This window comes from Sinosporangium album, assembly GCF_900100605.1.
GTDB lineage: Bacteria > Actinomycetota > Actinomycetes > Streptosporangiales > Streptosporangiaceae > Sinosporangium > Sinosporangium album.
On record NZ_FNCN01000010.1, the window covers coordinates 147,499 to 164,033 of the forward strand.

Below are 16,535 nucleotides of genomic sequence, written 5' to 3' on the forward strand. Positions count from 1 at the left end.
CCACGGCACCCCGCCGCGGCCCGGCCGTACGTTTCCCGGTCAGCCGCAGTTGCCCCAGTCGACGCTGGTGCTGCCCGAGCCCGCTGAGCCGGAATACTTGGCACACTTGCCCTTGCCGTACACCTTGACCGGACCCGCGTAGTACGAATAGTTGCCGCTGGAGCTGTCGCTGCCGCCGTTCTGGATCTGCAGGCTCACGCTGACGGACGTGGACGTGCCGACGCTCGCTGTTTTCATCGTGACCGCGCAGTTGTAGCCGGTGCTGTTGTTGTAGAGCAGGTAGGTGACGCCGCCGGAGAAGGAGCTCTGCCGCACGACGTTGAACCCGCCGCCGCAGACCTGACCCGGGGTGTAGGGGTTCGACTTCTCCGCCGGTTTGGCAGCCGCCTTCGCCACGGGAGCCTGAGTCGGCGCCTTCGTGGGTGCCTTAGTAGGGGCCTTGGTCGGAGCCTTCGTGGGGGCCTTCGTCGGAGCCTTGGTCGGAGCCTTAGTGGTGGGTTTCTGGGTGGGCTGGGTCCGCGTCGGGGTGGGCTTCGGCTGCTGCTGAGCGGGCTGCTGGGCCGGTTCCTGCGCGGGCTGCTGGGCGGGCTGCTGCGCGGGCTGCTGGGCCGGCTGCTGCGCCGGCCTCTGGGTGGGGCGTTGCGTGGCCCTCTCCGCCGGCTTCTGCTGCGGTTGCCGCGTGGGGCGTTCCGTCGGCTTGCGCTCCGGCTTCGGCGTCGCCTTCTGCGCGGGTTGCGCCGTGGCGGCCTGCGGTGCGGCCGCGGGCGGAGGAGCCGCGGGCGCAGGAGCCGCAGGCGCAGGCGCCGCAGGCTGCTGTGTCGGCGGGGCCGGCGTCGGCACCGAGGTCAACTCGGGTACGGCGGGCGTCGACAATTGGGGCCCCGTGCCCTCGGGCGACAGCTTCAACGGCATCACCGCCCCGTCTTCCGGCGCGGACGGCTGCGCCCACGGCACCGTCACCTCCGGCTGCGGCCCGACCTGGATCTGCGGCCCGCCCTGGCCTTCGCCTCCCTGCGCGGGAGTGGTCACCGCCGGCTGGGCGGCGTTCATGTGCAGCACCTGCGAGTCGTCGGCGAGGCTGAGGGCGCCGTACAGACCTCCCGCGGAGATCAGCATGACGGCGGCCAGACCCGCGACCATCGCCACCGGGAACTTCCTGCGCGGGGGCTCGGCTGTCTGCGCTGCCCAGACCTGCTGCCGTGGCGGGGTCGCCTGCTGGTCGGGCGCCCCGCCCACGGGCGGCGGCCCCCAGGGCCGCTGAGGCGGCGGCACCGGCACCCCCTCCAGCGGCGGCTGCTCGGTGTGCTCGGTGTGCTCGGTCTGAGCGGTGGCCCCCGGCAGGGCCCGCGCCGGAGGCTTGGAAGGCCACGCGGGCTGCGCCGCACCGGGGCCGGGAATCGGGGCCAGGGGCTGTGCCGTACCGGAGGCGGGAGTCGCCGCGCTCGGCCGTGCCGTACCGGAACCCGAGGGGGCGAAGGGGTGCGGATGCGCGCCGCCCTGCCCGCCCAGCAACTGCATCAACGCGGCGTACCTGGTCGGCCGCCCCGCGGCCTCCTTGGCCAGGCACGCGCTCACGACCTGCCGCATCGGTTCGGGCACGCCGGTGAGGTCGGGCTCGTCATTCAGTACGGCGCCGGCCTCGTGCTTGAACGGCGCCCTGCCTGTGGCGGCGAACACCACCGTCGCGGCCCACGAGAACAGGTCGGAGTGGGGCCCGGACGGTTTGCCGGCGAGCTGCTCGGGCGAGCGGTAGCCGATCTCGCCCTGCGGCTCCCCGATGGCCACATCGGTCAGCCGCGGCCCGTCGGACGTAATGATCACGTTGTGGGGGGTGAGCCCCTGGTGGGCCAGCCCGGCCATGTGGATCGGGGTCAGCGCGGTGAGCACGCCGACGGCCAGACGTTCCAGCGCGTCCCCGTCGAGCGTCCCGTCGGCCTTCACCGCCTCGGCGAGACTGGTCCCTTGCACATGCTCGCGAACGACGTAAGCGCGGCCGTCATGCCAGCCCGCTTCGACGACACGCGCCACGTATGAACTGGACACCTGCCGGGCCGCGAGCAGCCGGGCCGGCAGTTCCTTCTCGTCTCCGGCCGCCGCGGTCACGGACTTGACCGCGTACGGCTCGGCTCCCTCCGCCTTCCGCCCCAGGTAGACCGGGCCGCGCGGCCCCTCCCCCAAGCGGCCGACGAGCGTGTAGTCGCCTAATTTCTCCGGGTCGCCGGACAGCAAATCGCGCATCACAACCCCCGTTGTCACACAAATCGCAATTCGCCACATTGAACCAGATTTGCCATTGCGATAGCAGGGGTTTAGATGTCCGTTCGCTACCAATCGCGTAAGCATCGTTCCCCGCCGGACCGCCCGCCCCGCACCCGGTCCCCGTTACCGTTGCGATCGCCTCCGACGGACCCCGGTGAGCCGTCAGGTCCGGTGCGCGGGGCGCCGACCGCGCCCGCCGTTCGCCGACCTCACCACACGGCCCACCACCATCGCGGCGGCCAGCGCCAGGGCGCCACCGCCCACCGCCAGCGACACCGCGATCGCGCGCTCATCCGGAGGAGTCACCTTCGTCACCGCGCTCGGAGGCAGCGGAGCCGCGCGGGGTGGGGCCACCACGACCTGTTCGTCGGGCAGTACCGCGGTGACCGCGTACAGCGGATTGATCACACCTCCTCCGCTTCCCTCCCCGATCGCGCCGTCGGCCGTAACCTCGATGCGCCGCCGTATCTGCGCCTGCGTCATGCCGGGGAACCGCGAACGGACCAGCGCCGCGACGCCCGTGACGTACGGCGCCGCGAAACTCGTGCCCGGCAGATCGTTGTGGTAAGTGCGTCCCGGCCATGTGCTGGTCAGCCCCTCGCCGGGGGCGACCACCGAGACCTTGGAGTCCACGTTGGAGAACATGGCGACCCCGCCGTCGGGGGCCAGCGCGCCGACCGACAGCACGCCCTCATAGGCGGCCGGGTAGGCGGGACCGGGCGTCCCATCCTCCTTGTCCACGTTCCCGGCGGCGGCCACGACCACGATGTCCTGGGCCAGCGCGTAGTCGATCGCCGCCTTCAGATCGGGCTGGTCCCTCGCCTGCACCGAGATGTTCATGACATCGACCTTGATGCGGGCGGCGTATCTGATGGCCTCGACGAGGTGGGCGAGGTCCCCGGTTCTGGCGTTGGTGTGTTTGAGCGACAGAATCCTGGCCGCCGGGGCGACGCCGTGGAAGGGGGCGCCTTCCTGGTATTGCGCGCCCACGATTCCGGCCACCGCCGTACCGTGGCCGGTGCAGTCGCGGTGGTCGGTGCGGGAGAAGTCGGCCTTACCGGCGATCTTGAGCTGGGGGTGGGAGACGTCGACGCCGCTGTCGATGACCGCGATCGTGGTGCCCTCCCCCATTGTCAGCCGCCACGCGCTTTTGATGTCGATCCGCTGCTGTGCCCACGGCGCCGCACCTGTGGTCAGGGACCCCCGATCGGGCGCGCATTCGGGCGCCGCCACCCGCGCGGACGCGGACGCCACGGCGACAGGCGACGCGGTGACGGCCAGAGCCAGCGCACCCGCCACGATCACTCGACCCACCATGGCCGAGCAGCTTATCCCCAGTCATTTTGCGCATTCCACTCAAACCACGGAGCAGCACAGCTCAAACCAGGGAGCAGCACAGCTCAAACCGCGGAGCAGCACAGCGCTCGATGGGAGCTATCTCGAATCCTCGTATCGTGCGATCAACTGCGTGGCGACCTCCGTCAGGCCCAGCTTGGCCTCCTGCGACAGGGGGCCGGCCAGCGTCTCCAACCGCTCGGTGAGCTTCTCGTGGGAGTCGTTGGCGAGCTTCACGCCCTCCGGCGTCAGGGCGATCCGGCAGGTGCGGCGGTCGCGGGAGTCGCGGACCCGGACGACCAGGCCGCGCCGTTCCACCCGGTCCACCAGGCCGCTGACACTGGACTTCTCCAGGTTGAGGAGTCTGCCGAGCTCGGTCACGCCGACCGGCCCGGGGAGCAGCCTGCACAGGAGCTGCGCCTGCTGCGGGGTGACGTGGTGCTCTCGGCTGACATCGGCGAAGACGTGCTGCACAAGGCGCGTCAGGCCCATCAGCGCCTCGGCGAATCCCGTCTGCTCACTCATGGTTCCCGCTTCCGCGCGGGTCGTGGTGGTCACAGCACCTCCTGATCCCGAGTGTAGTTGACGATCGTTCGTACTGCTAACTAATCTCGTTCGCAGTACGAATATTTCGCAGTGCGAACGTGGAGCCAGTGTGACCGCCCCCGCACCCCCGGCCCTCAAGGCCCGCCCCCAAACCGCCAACACGCTCATCCTGACCGCCGTCATCACGACCGTCTTCAGCTACGCCTTGATGCAGACGGTCGCCATCCCCGCCCTGAGTCTGCTGACCAGGGAACTCGATACGACCCCCACCTGGTCCGCCTGGATCCTCAGCGCGTTCCTGCTCTCCAGCGCGGTACTGACCCCGATCCTCAGCCGCCTCGGCGACCTGTACGGCAAACGCCGCATCATGACCGGCGTCCTCATCGCCTACGCCATCGGGATGCTCGGCGCGGCGGCCGCGCAGGACGTCGGCCAGCTCATCGCCGCTCGCGTCGTCCAAGGCTCGGCCCTCGCCGTCGTGCCGGTGTCGCTGGCCATCATGCGGGAGACCCTGCCGCGCGAGCGCGTGCCGTACGCCATGGGCCTTGTCTCCGGCACCGTCGGAGCCGGATCCGGAGCCGGCGTCGTGGTCGGCGGCCTGCTCACCGACCACCTGTCGTGGCGCTACCTGTTCGTGCTCGGCGCGGTGCTCGCCACCGTCAGCCTGCTGATGGTGCTCCGCTGGGTGCCCGCCGACCACCGCAGGGAGACCGGCACACTGGACGTGCCCGGCGCGATCCTGCTGGGGCTCAGCCTCGTCGCCGTGCTCCTGGCCCTCACCCAGGGGCCCGCCTGGGGGTGGACCTCCGCGCCGGTGCTCGGGCTGTTCGCGCTCGGGGCGCTGCTGCTCGCCGCCCTCGTCGTGGTGGAACGCCGCACAGACGACCCGCTCATCGACATCGGCGAACTGACCGACCGCTCGGTGGCGGTGGCGCACGTCGGGGCGCTGCTGTTCGGCACAGGGTCGTACTTCTTCTTCCTGGCCCTCCCGCTCTTCGCCCAGCAGACGCCCGGCCCCGACGGCGCCGGCTTCGGCGCCACGATCACGATGGCCGGGCTGCTGATGCTGCCCGGCATGCTCACCGCCATTCCCGGCGGCGCGGGCGTCGGCCCCATATCCACGGCCTTCGGCCCGCGCTGGGCCCTGGCGGGGGGATTCCTGCTGTTCAGCTTGGGCGCGGTCCTGATCGCCCTCGCCCATTCGGCCGAATGGCAGCACGCGGTGTTCTACGGAATCGTCGGCCTGGGCTCCGGACTCATCATGGGCGCCCTGCCCTCCGTCATCGCCGACGCCGTCCCCCCGGAGAGAACCGGCACGGCCATCGGGATCAACAACATCATCCGCACCGTCGGAAGCGTCGTCGGAAGCCAGCTCGCCGCAGGCGTCATCACCTCGCTCTCCCCCGCCGGAGCGGACTATGTGCCCGACACCGCCTTCACCACCATCTTCTGGCTGAGCGCCGCCGTCACCGTGCTCGGCGCCGCCCTGGCCCCTCTCGCCGTACAGCGCACCGCCCCGATATCGCGTTCGACGGTCACCGGTTGAAGGGGCGCCGGTTGAAGGGCCACCGGTTGCAGGGGCGCGGTCGGAGGTTATTCGCTTGCGATGGAGTCATCGGCATGCCATCATGACGCCACAGTGACGTCACGATGGCTTGGCTGTTGGTCGATTCCAGGTTCGACATCCCAGGAGCGAAACCGCGATTCAGGAGGGGGAACGCGGGGCTCGCTCCTGGGCATGGCCCGTCGTCGTGCCGCCACATCGAGGCACCAAATGGATGAGGTGACACCATGGCGGCAGACCGGAGGGTCGTGCTCGACGTCGAGGGCTTGCGCATGCGTTACGGCGCGACCGACGTCCTGCACGATGTGACCTTCCAGGCACACCACGGGGAGGTGTTGGCCCTGCTCGGGCCCAACGGCGCGGGCAAAAGCACCACGATCGAGATCCTGGAGGGCTTCCGGATGCGGTCGGCGGGGAGGGTGGAGGTGCTTGGCACCGATCCGGCGCACGGGGGCGAGGAGTGGCGGGCGCGGCTCGGCGTCGTGCTGCAGTCCTGGCGCGACCACGGCAAATGGCGCGTGCGCGAGCTGCTCGCCCACCTCGGGTCTTACTACACGTGCTACTCCACCGACGCGATCCCGCGGCCGTGGGATACCGACGACCTGGTCCGCACCGTCGGCCTGGCCGAACACGCCGACAAGAAGATCAGGATGCTGTCGGGCGGGCAGCGCCGCCGGCTGGACGTGGCGATCGCGATCGTGGGCCGGCCGGAGGTGCTGTTCCTGGACGAGCCCACCACGGGGTTCGACCCGGAGGCGCGGCGGGAGTTCCACGACCTCGTCCGCCGCCTCGCCGACGAGTTGGAGACCACGGTGCTGCTCACCACCCACGACCTTGACGAGGCCGAGAAGCTCGCCGACCGCATCGTGATCCTGTCGCAGGGGCGCATCGTGGCGGACGGCACGGCCGTCGAGCTGTCGCGCCGGATCGCGGGCGAAGACCACGTGCGCTGGACGCGTGACGGGCAGCGCTTCACGCATTCGACGGCAGAGTCGACCGAGTTCGTGCACAACCTGTTCAAGCAGCACGGCGCGGAGATCCGCGAGCTCGAAGTCCACCGGGCCTCACTGGAGGACACCTATATGGCCCTGGTGCGCCGGGCCGAATCCGGCCAGGACTCGGCGACGGAATCCACCTGGAAAGAGGCGACCCGATGACCCCGACCACCGTGGCTGCGTGGGCCGGCTGGCGGCGCGGCCTGATCGAGCTCCGGCAGTCGTTCACCAACGGCCAAGACCTGTTCGGCCACCTGTTCTGGCCCGCGGCCATGCTGGCGACGATCTACTTCGTGGGTGACACGGCGCTCGACGCCGGCGGCCTCCTGCTCGGCACCATGCTCCTCCCGAGCATCCTCGGCATGAACGTCGCGTTCAACGGGCTGCTCACCATGAGCCAGCTCCTCGCGGTCGAGCGGGAGGACGGCACGCTCCTGCGGGCCAAGGCCACGCCGAACGGCATGCTGGGATACCTCGTCGGCAAGGTCGTCACGGTGTCCGGCACGCTGATCGCCGGCGTCGCCATCGTGCTGATCCCCGGCCTGTTCCTCGTCGACGGCCTGGCGTTGGGCAGTCTCAGCGCCTGGCTCACCCTGGCGTGGGTTGTGCTGCTCGGCACCGTGGCGAGCCTACCCCTCGGCGCCGTCCTGGGCTCGTTGTGCTCCAGCCCTCGCAGCCTCGGGTTGATCATGTTTCCGATCATGGGCTTGGCCGCGATCTCCGGCATCTTCTACCCGATCACGTCGATGCCCGAGTGGTTACAGTGGATCGCCCAGGCGTTCCCCCTCTACTGGCTGGGTCTTGGCATGCGGTCGGCCTTGTTGCCCGACGCCGCCGTCGCCATCGAGATCGGCGAGTCCTGGCGACACCTCGAAACCCTCGGGGTGCTGGGCGCCTGGACCGTCTTCGGTCTGGTCGTCGCACCCATCGTGCTCCGCAGGATGGCCCGCCGCGAGTCCGGTTCAAGCGTGGCCGAGCGCCGCCACAAGGCCCTGCAGCGCATCGCCTGACCCTGATCCCGGCGCGACGCACGGCTTCCACGCCGCGCAGCAGAACCGGAATACCGGCGGGAGCCGTGCTCGCCATGCGATCAGTTGGGTGACGTATCAGTGGGTCGAGAAGCCGATGGCACCGGTTCGGTAGTGACCCGAACGGGCGGGGGTTCAAGAGGCGAGCGTGTCGGCACCTCGCCCACGCCAGGGCGTGGGTGCGAGGGCGTCCGGTGAAACAGGTCAGGCGTGCCAGGCGACGACGGATCTCGGCAGGTGCGAGGCCGATCGGGTAGCCTCCCTTGAGATGCGGACCGAGATGCGGACCGAGATGCGGACCGAGATGCGGACCGAGATGCGGACCGGAAGGCCGCGCATCCTCGCGAGGCGGCTACGAGATCATGTCACGGGCTCTCGGAAGAGGCACGATGTGCGCTGGGCCACCCCTGTCGGCCTGCGGATGGGCGGTCGGGGTGACATACGCGATGACGTAGGTCGCGCGGGCGGGGATGGTGTGCACCCAGCCGTGGTGGCGGAGCAGGGCGATGGCGGCGCGGATGGTGTCGCGGGCGACGCCGTATTCCGCGGCGAGCCGGATTTCGGGGGGTAGGGCGGTGCCGGGCGGGAAGTGGGCGGCGCGGATGCGGTCCATGATGTCGCCGGCAATCAGATCGTACTTGCGCTGGGGCCGCACTTTGGGGGCCTCCCGCGGGCCGACGTAGGAGCCTTCCGCGCGGACTGTGTAGATGATTCCCTCGTCGCGGAGGAGGGTGAGGGCAGACCTGACGGTCATCCGTGACACCCCGTGCATCCTCGCGAGTTCGATCTCGGATGGCAGAAGTTCTCCTGGCTGGAGCCGTCCCTCGACGACTTCAGCCTTGATCAGCCCGGCGATCTGCCGGTAGATGCCCCGGGGTCCGTGACGTGACATGGCACTCAATGTAGTACGTGGTCTAGCCCAGCAGGTACGTGTTATAGACGTCTTGTCTTTGACCTGCGCGTTTTCTGGCACGGCTACCTCCCCAGACACCCCGATCGCCCCGCAAGCCCCCCGGTACACACACAACACGAACAACACACCTTGACAGGGATGGTTACTCATGGAAATTAACAATTGACACTCCGTGACTCTTCAAGGAGCCCCCCATGTCCACACCGTTCGGTACGGCCATGCCCGAAGAATCGGCCGCCGCAGGAGCCCCCAGGCCGAGCCCCGAGTTCCGCGTCCCCGCGGACGTGGTCGCCACGGCCGAGCACGGGCTCACGGCGAGCACCCTGCCGCGCAAACGCGTTCTGATCATCGGCGGCGGCATGGCCGGCCTGGTCGCGGCCTACGAGCTGATGCGCCAGGGCCACGAGCCGCTCGTCCTGGAGGCCCAGCAGCGGGTCGGCGGGCGGGTGCTGACGCTGCGCGACTTCGCCCCGGGGCTATACGCCGAGGCGGGCGCGATGCGGATCCCGCGCGTCCACGACCTGACGCTGACCTACTGCGAGCGGTTCGGGCTGAAACTGCGGCCCTTCGTGATGGGGAATCCGCGCACGCTCGCCTACATCCAGGGCATCAGGACGACGATCGGCGAGCTGAACTCCAACCCGGGGATCATCGACTTCGAACTGGCCGAGCATGAGCGCGGGCGGACCTACGAGGACCTGTGGGGTGCCGCCACCCAGGAGATCCACGACCTCTACGCGGCGGAGGGCGAGGATGCCTTCGACCGCATCGCCGCGGAATACGACCGGTATTCCATCCGGAGTTTCCTGCGTGACCGCGGTTTCTCCGAGGGCGCGATCGAACTCTACGGCGTCATGAGCTTCCGCGAGTCCAACCTCAACGCGGCGGTCATCGAGCAGTTCCGCGAGATCATCGGGCGGGCCTTCGAGGACATGCAGGAGATCGAGGGCGGTGCCGACCTGCTGCCGCGCGCCTTCTACCGGGAACTGCGCGACCACGTGCGCTTCGGCCACGAGGTGACCGCCATCGAGCAGGACACCCACTCGGTCACGCTGCACGTGAAAACCGGATCGGGCAGAACGACGATCACGGGTGACTACGCCATCTGCACGATCCCGTTCTCGGTGCTGCGCGACATCGAGACCAAACCCGCTTTCTCGCGGCGTAAACAGCGCGCCATCCGCGAGCTCAACTACAACGCGTCGACGAAAATCCTCTTCCAGGTGCGCCACCGCTTCTGGGAGGAGACCGACGGCATCGTGGGCGGCACCACGGTGACGGATCTGCCGATCCGCCGCGTCTGCTACCCGTCGCACGGCAGCGCCGACGAGGAGCGCAGCGTTCTGCTGGCAAGTTACACGTGGGGGCAGGACGCCCTCCGGTGGGGGGCGATGTCACCGCAGAAGCGGGTGGAGCAGGCGTTGGAAGACGTGGCGAAGATCCACCCTCAGATCCACGAGCACTTCGAGTTCGGCGTCACCCACGCGTGGTACGACGACCCCTACGCGGCCGGGGCCTTCGCCCTGTTCGAGCCGCACCAGCAGACGAACCTGCATGACGCGATCATCACGCCGGAAGGGCGGGTGCACTTCGCCGGAGAGCACTGTTCACTCTGGCACGCGTGGATCGAGGGCGCCCTGGAGTCGGGGCTGAGCGCGGCGCAAGCCATACACGAGTCGCCCTGAGCACGGCGCAAGCCGTACGCGACTCGCCCTGAGTACGGCGGAGGCCGTGGGCGTGTCGCGAGGCGCTGAGCCTCGGCGCCTCGGGAGGCGGTGAGCCCCCGAGGCGTCGAGGCTCGGGGACGGGCGCGGGCACCGGTCAGGAGCGGGCTCGTTCGGAGTGGCAGCGCAGGCGGGCGGCTGCCTCGGCGAGGTCGCGGCCGTGGCACCACGCCTGTGGGGCGTCGAGCCGTACGTGCTGCCGGTGGAGTTCGACCTCGCTCGTACAGCAGCATCCCCGAGCGCCGCCGGTCGGCCCCGCGCAGCAGGTCGAGCCGTACACGCCCCGCCCCGGGACGCCACGGGTCGCCCACAAGCACCCCGACATGCACCTCGCGGTAAGCCCCCACAGCCCCCACAGCCCCCGCACCACACCCGCCCCCCCGCGCCGAGTTCGCGGGCGGAGTCGCGCAGGAGCACCGCGCCGGGGTCGGTGCGCATTGCCGTCACCGCGCTTTCCACGTCATGCTGACGACGCTGGGTTGCGGGTCCTCGGGGATGTTGCGGTGCAGGACGTCCGACAGGGAGCGTGTGGTGGCGATGATCTGGGCTCCGTGCGGTGAGAACGTCGCGGTGGTGAAGACGCGGGGGGCCAGCAGCGGATTGGTCAGCGCCTGGGAGAACGCGTCGATAGCGATGATCTTGGTGAGCAGCGGCGGCAGGATGGCGTCGGGGGAGCCGGGCTCCTCGGCGAACATCCCGACGTAGAGGTCGAGGTCGTCGACGCCGCCGTACAGCTCGCGAAGCGTGCCGGCGACCCTCTCGTCGCTCGACACGTGGTCGAAGCGGCGCACGCGGGGAAAGCGGCAGTGCTCGCGGTAGTCGTTGTAGGGCGCGAGGTCGAGCGCCCGCGACTCGGCGATGCTGTCCCGGTCGATGCCGGCCAGCAGAGGGTCGGTGTTGAACAGCCCGATGCGGCCGGCGCGCTGGCCGGAGGCGTCCTCGAAAAGGCTGCGCAGGCCGTGTTCGCAGATCAGCGTCCCGGCGCTCAAGGTCTTGCCCATCGGCACCTCGCCGCCGCCCACGATCAGGCTGGACGGGATGAGGCTGTGCCAGCGGTAGACGAGGTTGAACTCGACCGAGGCCCAGTTCTGGCGGTGCCACGGCGCGGCGGACAGCGTGGCCGACAGTTTCCGGTCGAGGGAGAACCGGAAGTGGTAGGGGGTGACGTGGTTGATGTACTCCTCGATCACCAGTTTGATGAGCAGCACGATGAGGATGTTGCGCGCCGTCTGGAACAGGCGCTCGTCGTCCCAGTGCGGATAGTGTCCGGCGAGCATGCGGGCGACCCTGTTGTGCTCGCGGAGGAACAGCACCGTGAGCATGGTGAAGCCGATCTGGATGTTGCCGCGGTCGCTGCCGGTGGCGAACAGCGTGTCCCGCTGCGCGGCGGTGAGTTCGTGGAAGCGGACGACGCCGAGCGGGGCGAACTCCGGTGTGATCCGGCCGTCCTCGCACAGGTAGGGCGGGAACTCACCGCCGTTGAGGATCTGGCTTTTGAGCCGTCCGCCGTCGAAGGTCCGCAGCGCGGCGGTCGCGGCGGGCGTCAGGCCGTAGAGCTGGTTCAGGTCGATGTGGTGGTTGGAGGAGTTCTTGCGGGGGTCGCGCGGGATGTTGGTGTCGCCGCGGAGGAAGCCGTCGGTGAACCACTGCGCGAAGTAGGCGAACAGCACGGTGGAACGGGGGCAGAGGATCATGGTGTCGCCCCGGGTGAACAGGTCGGCGGCGGCGCGCTCGGGCGTCGGCCTGCCGTCGTCCGGCAGTCTGACCGGCGGCAGGTGCCGTCCGCTGAAGGTCCGGTCGATCAGCGAGTCCCACGACGTGTAGTCCGCCATGGTGCTCAGCGGTTCGGGCCGGGGCGGCATCTCGCGGATCGCGCGGTCGATCAGGGAGGCGTTGACGCGGCGCCGCAGCGGCGGGACCGCCTGCACGGCGTCCCAGAGGGGCCGCCCGTGGATCAGGGCCAGGTAGCGGAGCCGGTTGGCGGCGCCGTCCACGGCGATGCTGCGGGCCTTCACGCGGCGCGCCCCTCCGGCGTGGGCTCGCCTTCCGGTGCCAGTTCGAGGACGAATCGGTCGGGGAACACGGCGTGCGAGTAGACGATCTCCCCTTCCGGGGGCGGGAGCAGGTGGACTCCGGGGCGTCGCAGGAGGCGGCGGGCGATCTCGCAGATCACGGCGCGGGCGGGGTGGGCGCCGAGGCAGGCGTGGTGGCCGTGGCCGAAGAACAGGTAGTGGTGGTTCGGCCGTCCCGGCCGGAACTCCTCGGGCTCCTCCAGCACGTCCTCGTCGAACATGGCGGAGGCGGGCGAGGCCAGCACGAGCGTGCCGGCGCGGATCAGCGTACGGCGGGGCGTGCCGGCGGCGAGGACGTAGTCCCGTTCGCACAGGCGCGGCAGCAGCTTGAAGAACGGGTTGAAACGCAACGCCTCCCAGACATGCGCATCGAAGACCTCGGGATCGTCCGGTCTGGCGTGTGCGAGTGCGTCGGGGCGGAGCAGAAGCTGTTCGACGGCGGCGACGGCGGCCCCGGGGCCGCTCTCGACGAACCCGAGGGGCAGCCCGGCCAGGTTGATCAGGATGCGCTCGTCGTCGATCGCGATCCCGTCGGGCAGGCCGGTGCCGACGAGTCTGGCGAACACGTCGTCGCGCCCGCCCGGCGAGGCCCGGCGGTGGGCCAGTTCCTCGCGCAGGTAGGCCAGCATCTCGCCGCCCGCCCGTACGGCGGCGGCCTGGATCTCCTGGTCGCCCGCCGCGTTGGCGAAGCAGTCGGCGATGACGGCCCTGGTCCACTGGGAGAGCGTCTGCGGGTCGGGTCCGGGGATGCCGAAGTAGCCCGCGCACACCTCCAGCGCGGCGCGCCGCGCGAGGTCGTGCACCACTTCGATCCGGCCGTACGGCACCGCCGCGTCGATGGCCTCGTCCGCGACGCGCCCCACCAGTTCCCGTACGGCTGCGGCGTCGCCGGGGTCGAGCATCACCTGCATCAGCCCCTTGTCGCGCCAGTTCATCGGGGTGGCGTCCCATCCGAGCATGAACGGCCCCGCCAGGGCGGCGTCCAGGCGGGGGCCGAAGGCGCGGACCGTGAAGACCTCCTCGCGGGACAGCACCTCGGTGACGTCGGCGAAGCGGGTGACGACGGTGAAGGCCGGTGTGGCGAAGACGGGCCGCCGGGCGCGGAGTTCGGCGAACAGGGGGCGCCAGTCCGTACGTATCCATTCGCGGACGAGGCCGAATGCGGCCCTCGGGTCCCGAGCCAGAGTCTCGTCGTATTTGTCCAGATGGCTGCTGGTAATCGTGTGTTTGTTGGCCACCATGGCGTAAGCACCTTCCATCCGGAAACACGGAGAACATAAGTAGTTACATTGCGTAGCGCATAATTTTGGCCCGGCTTAGATGGCTCCATGATGACTACCGTGTGGATTGTTTTAGTTCCTCTAAGTAATTCACCCCTCACTTCCCGGTCATAGCCGCGCCCCCGGGGCTCGCCCCTTGAATGAGGGCCGCGTCGTTTCCCCACCCGCTCGGAGGCATCGTGACCTCGCCGCGTATTCCGCAGCCCTCTCAAGACCGATCCGCGGCCACCGCGGAGACGGTGGCGATCACCACCGGCCGCCGCGCCGCCTATTTGGTGGTCCTCGTCGTGCTTCCGGTGGTGTTCCTGGCTCTTGCCGTACCGGCGGCGTGGGGGTGGGGAATAGGGCCGCGGGATGTGGTTATCGCGGTGGTGATGTACCTCGTCAGTATTTTCGGAATCGCTATCGGATATCACCGACTTTTCACCCATCGGGCGTTCAAATGCCGGAGGCCGCTGCGCATCGCGCTCATGTTCGCCGGCGGCATGGCCGTCGAAGGGCCGGTGAGCCTGTGGGCGGCCGAACACCGCCGCCACCACAAATACGCCGACCGCGACGGCGACCCGCATTCACCCTGGAAGTACGGCACCGGCGGCCTGGCCCTGCTCCGCGGCATGGCCCACGCCCACGCCGGATGGTTCTACACCGCGCGCCGGCGCTCCAACCTGCGCCACTGGGTGCCCGACCTGATGGCCGACCCGGACGTGCGGCGGTTCGACGCCGCCTACCCCGCCGTCGTGGCCCTGTCGTTCGCCCTGCCCACCGCCGTAGGCGGGCTGTGGTCGATGTCGTGGGCGGGCGCGTGGACCGCGTTCCTCTGGGGCGGCCTGGTCCGCTACGCCGTCGTCCACCATGTGACGTGGTCGGTCAACTCCATCGCGCACACCTTCGGCGACCGGCCCTTCCGCACCCGGGACCGCTCCTCGAACGTGCGCTGGGTGGCCTTCCTGACACTCGGCGAAGGCTGGCACAACTGGCACCACGTCGAGCCCACCTGCGCCCGGCACGGCGTGCTCAAGGGCCAGCTCGACCCGAGCGCCAGGCTGATCCGCTGGTTCGAACGGGCCCGCTGGGCCTACGACGTCCACTGGCCCGACCCCGTACGGCTGGCCGCCCGCAGAGCCTCCCACGCGGCCGATCAGCGCACAGCCGATAGCCACGCAGCTGAAGGCCGCACAGCCGATCGTCGGGCAACCGATCAAGGCGCTGTCGATCGCCGTGACGAGCGGCCGTGACTTCCCGGCCCGCCGTACCGGTGCCAAGCTGGGACCGTGGCTGAACTCAACGGCGCGCCCGTCACCCCCGACGCCCTCTGCCGCCTCGCCCTGCTCAACTACGGGCACTTCACGTCGATACGCGTGGACGACCGGCGGGTCCGCGGGATGGCCCTGCACCTGGACAGGCTGGTGCGCGACAGCCGTACGCTGTTCGACGCCGACCTCGACCCGGATCTGGTGCGCGGCTACGTGCGGCGGGTCGTGCGCGGCACGTCGGGCCCCCTCGGCGTGCGGGTCACCGTGTTCGACCCCGACCTCGACCTGGGGCGGCCCGGGGCGACCGCCCACCCGCAGGTGCTGGTCACGGTGAGAGCCGCCGGGGCGACACCCGCTCCCCCGTTCACGGCGCGGACGGTGGAATACGGGCGCGATCAGGCGGCGGTCAAACACGTGGGGCTGTTCGGCACGATCAAGGTCCGGCGGGACGCGCAGCTCGCAGGATACGACGACGCCCTGTTCGTGGACGCCTCCGGCCACGTCACGGAGGGCCCGACGTGGAACGTCGGCTTCTTCGACGGCGAGCGCGTCCTCTGGCCGACGGGCGACGTCCTGCCCGGGGTCACCATGCGCCTGCTCCAGCAGGCCCACCCCGACCACGCCATCGCGCCCGTCCGCCGCCGCGACGTCCCCGCCATGCGGGCGGCCTTCGCCACCAACGCCGCGGTGGGTGTCCGCGCCATCGGCGCGATCGACGGCGTCCCCTTCCCGTCCGACCATCCCGTGCTCTCGGCCTTGCGGAAGGAATACGAGGCCATCCCCGCCGAACCGGTCTGACGGCTCACGCTTCCCCGCGCCGGCGTGGGACTCGCCGGAGGTTGGGGAGGAGCTTGAGGTCGTGCGGGCCGATCAGCCCCATCGCCAGACACCACTCGCAGAGGGACCGGCGCGCGTCCACGGCGTCGAGGCCGCTGACCCCCGCCGCCACCAGCCGCACCCGGACCCGCTCGACGCGCTGCCTCACCCGGCCCGCCCTGACGCCGAGCAGCGCCGCGGCGTGTTCGTAGCGCAGCGGCCGGGGGTCGTAGTGCGGGTGGGGGCGCAGATAACCGCTGGCCAGAGCGGCGAGTGCGGCCCTGTGGGCCTCCGTCAGCACCGGCACCCGAGCCACGGCCGGCACGGCCGGCACGGGGGGTGGGGTCGGGGGCGAGGTCGGAGGCGGGGTCGGCTGCTCGGTCTCAGACGCCGTCTCGGCTCTTTCAGGTTCCAGCACCAGTTCGTGCGTCCACAGTTCACCGGCCACCAGCACCGTGACCACCCGGAGCCCCACCGCGTATCGGCCCTGCGGCCAGCCCTCGGCGTTTACAGGAAGGGGTACGGCACGGCGCGCGTCGTCCACGATGTGCAAGGTGCGCCTGGTGCTGCGGTTGACGATCCACCACGTTCCGGCATCACATTCGACGCTTCCGGCGACACGGCTGATGCCCGGGTCGGCCGGATCCAGGCAGATGTCGCACGAGCGGTCACGTCCGAAACTGAGAGTGCGGTCGGGCGGCAGCGGAATCACCCGTCCCGCCGCTCTCACGCTCAACGTGGTCAACATGG

Annotated in this window: 14 protein-coding genes; 6 read left to right on the top strand and 8 right to left on the bottom strand. The window is 70.1% G+C overall.

From position 1 onward, the window contains the following. Positions 1–39: 39 nt before the first annotated feature. The 3 genes from BLQ73_RS12845 to BLQ73_RS12855 form a co-directional block, all read right to left on the bottom strand. Positions 40–2,238, bottom strand: a complete 2,199-nt coding sequence (locus tag BLQ73_RS12845; protein ID WP_176955410.1) for a serine/threonine protein kinase — start codon at positions 2,236–2,238, stop codon at positions 40–42. 183 nt (positions 2,239–2,421) lie between these two features. Then, on the bottom strand, positions 2,422–3,576 hold the full coding sequence (locus tag BLQ73_RS12850) for a S8 family serine peptidase (RefSeq protein WP_093170657.1): 1,155 nt from the start codon (positions 3,574–3,576) through the stop codon (positions 2,422–2,424). Between the two features lie 117 nt (positions 3,577–3,693). Further along, positions 3,694–4,152 (bottom strand): MarR family winged helix-turn-helix transcriptional regulator, encoded by a 459-nt coding sequence (locus BLQ73_RS12855; protein ID WP_218125821.1) that lies wholly within the window; start codon positions 4,150–4,152, stop codon positions 3,694–3,696. 97 nt (positions 4,153–4,249) lie between these two features. Between BLQ73_RS12855 and BLQ73_RS12860 the strand changes: the two genes are divergently transcribed. The 3 genes from BLQ73_RS12860 to BLQ73_RS12870 all read left to right on the top strand — a co-directional run bounded on the left by BLQ73_RS12860 (position 4,250) and on the right by BLQ73_RS12870 (position 7,709). Continuing rightward, positions 4,250–5,686: an MFS transporter gene (locus tag BLQ73_RS12860; RefSeq protein ID WP_093170658.1), complete on the top strand. Its 1,437-nt coding sequence runs from the start codon at positions 4,250–4,252 to the stop codon at positions 5,684–5,686. 245 nt (positions 5,687–5,931) lie between these two features. Then, the gene (locus BLQ73_RS12865) at positions 5,932–6,861 is read left to right on the top strand and encodes an ABC transporter ATP-binding protein (RefSeq protein WP_093170659.1); all 930 of its coding nucleotides are present in this window, start codon (positions 5,932–5,934) and stop codon (positions 6,859–6,861) included. Continuing rightward, positions 6,858–7,709, top strand: coding sequence for an ABC transporter permease (locus BLQ73_RS12870; protein ID WP_093170660.1), 852 nt, complete (start codon positions 6,858–6,860; stop codon positions 7,707–7,709). The genes BLQ73_RS12865 and BLQ73_RS12870 overlap by 4 nt, the downstream gene beginning before the upstream one ends. A gap of 370 nt (positions 7,710–8,079) precedes the next feature. Here BLQ73_RS12870 and BLQ73_RS12875 read toward each other — a convergent pair whose 3' ends face one another. Further along, positions 8,080–8,619 carry a winged helix-turn-helix domain-containing protein gene (locus BLQ73_RS12875; RefSeq protein ID WP_176955411.1) on the bottom strand — a complete coding sequence of 180 codons (540 nt, stop codon included), beginning with the start codon at positions 8,617–8,619 and terminating at the stop codon, positions 8,080–8,082. 215 nt (positions 8,620–8,834) lie between these two features. Between BLQ73_RS12875 and BLQ73_RS12880 the strand changes: the two genes are divergently transcribed. Continuing rightward, entirely contained in the window at positions 8,835–10,325 is a 1,491-nt protein-coding gene (locus BLQ73_RS12880) for a flavin monoamine oxidase family protein (protein WP_245691041.1), read from the top strand. 136 nt (positions 10,326–10,461) lie between these two features. Here the strand turns inward: BLQ73_RS12880 and BLQ73_RS31265 are convergent, their stop codons facing one another. The 3 genes from BLQ73_RS31265 to BLQ73_RS12890 all read right to left on the bottom strand — a co-directional run bounded on the left by BLQ73_RS31265 (position 10,462) and on the right by BLQ73_RS12890 (position 13,677). Further along, the gene (locus BLQ73_RS31265) at positions 10,462–10,677 is read right to left on the bottom strand and encodes a hypothetical protein (RefSeq protein ID WP_143020238.1); all 216 of its coding nucleotides are present in this window, start codon (positions 10,675–10,677) and stop codon (positions 10,462–10,464) included. Between the two features lie 130 nt (positions 10,678–10,807). After that, complete coding sequence (locus BLQ73_RS12885) at positions 10,808–12,379, bottom strand: peroxidase family protein (protein WP_093170662.1); 1,572 nt, start codon at positions 12,377–12,379, stop codon at positions 10,808–10,810. Next, complete coding sequence (locus BLQ73_RS12890; protein ID WP_093170663.1) at positions 12,376–13,677, bottom strand: cytochrome P450; 1,302 nt, start codon at positions 13,675–13,677, stop codon at positions 12,376–12,378. The genes BLQ73_RS12885 and BLQ73_RS12890 overlap by 4 nt, the downstream gene beginning before the upstream one ends. Positions 13,678–13,895: 218 nt before the next feature. On the opposite strand from BLQ73_RS12890, the gene BLQ73_RS12895 reads away from it, so the two are divergent. Both BLQ73_RS12895 and BLQ73_RS12900 read left to right on the top strand, forming a co-directional pair. Next, positions 13,896–14,951, top strand: a complete 1,056-nt coding sequence (locus BLQ73_RS12895) for an acyl-CoA desaturase (protein ID WP_245691042.1) — start codon at positions 13,896–13,898, stop codon at positions 14,949–14,951. Positions 14,952–14,987: 36 nt separating this feature from the next. Beyond that, positions 14,988–15,767: an aminotransferase class IV family protein gene (locus BLQ73_RS12900; protein ID WP_093170665.1), complete on the top strand. Its 780-nt coding sequence runs from the start codon at positions 14,988–14,990 to the stop codon at positions 15,765–15,767. 4 nt (positions 15,768–15,771) lie between these two features. On the opposite strand, the gene BLQ73_RS12905 is transcribed toward BLQ73_RS12900, so the two are convergent. After that, positions 15,772–16,533 carry an FHA domain-containing protein gene (locus BLQ73_RS12905; protein ID WP_338056624.1) on the bottom strand — a complete coding sequence of 254 codons (762 nt, stop codon included), beginning with the start codon at positions 16,531–16,533 and terminating at the stop codon, positions 15,772–15,774. Between the last annotated feature and the right edge of the window lie 2 nt (positions 16,534–16,535).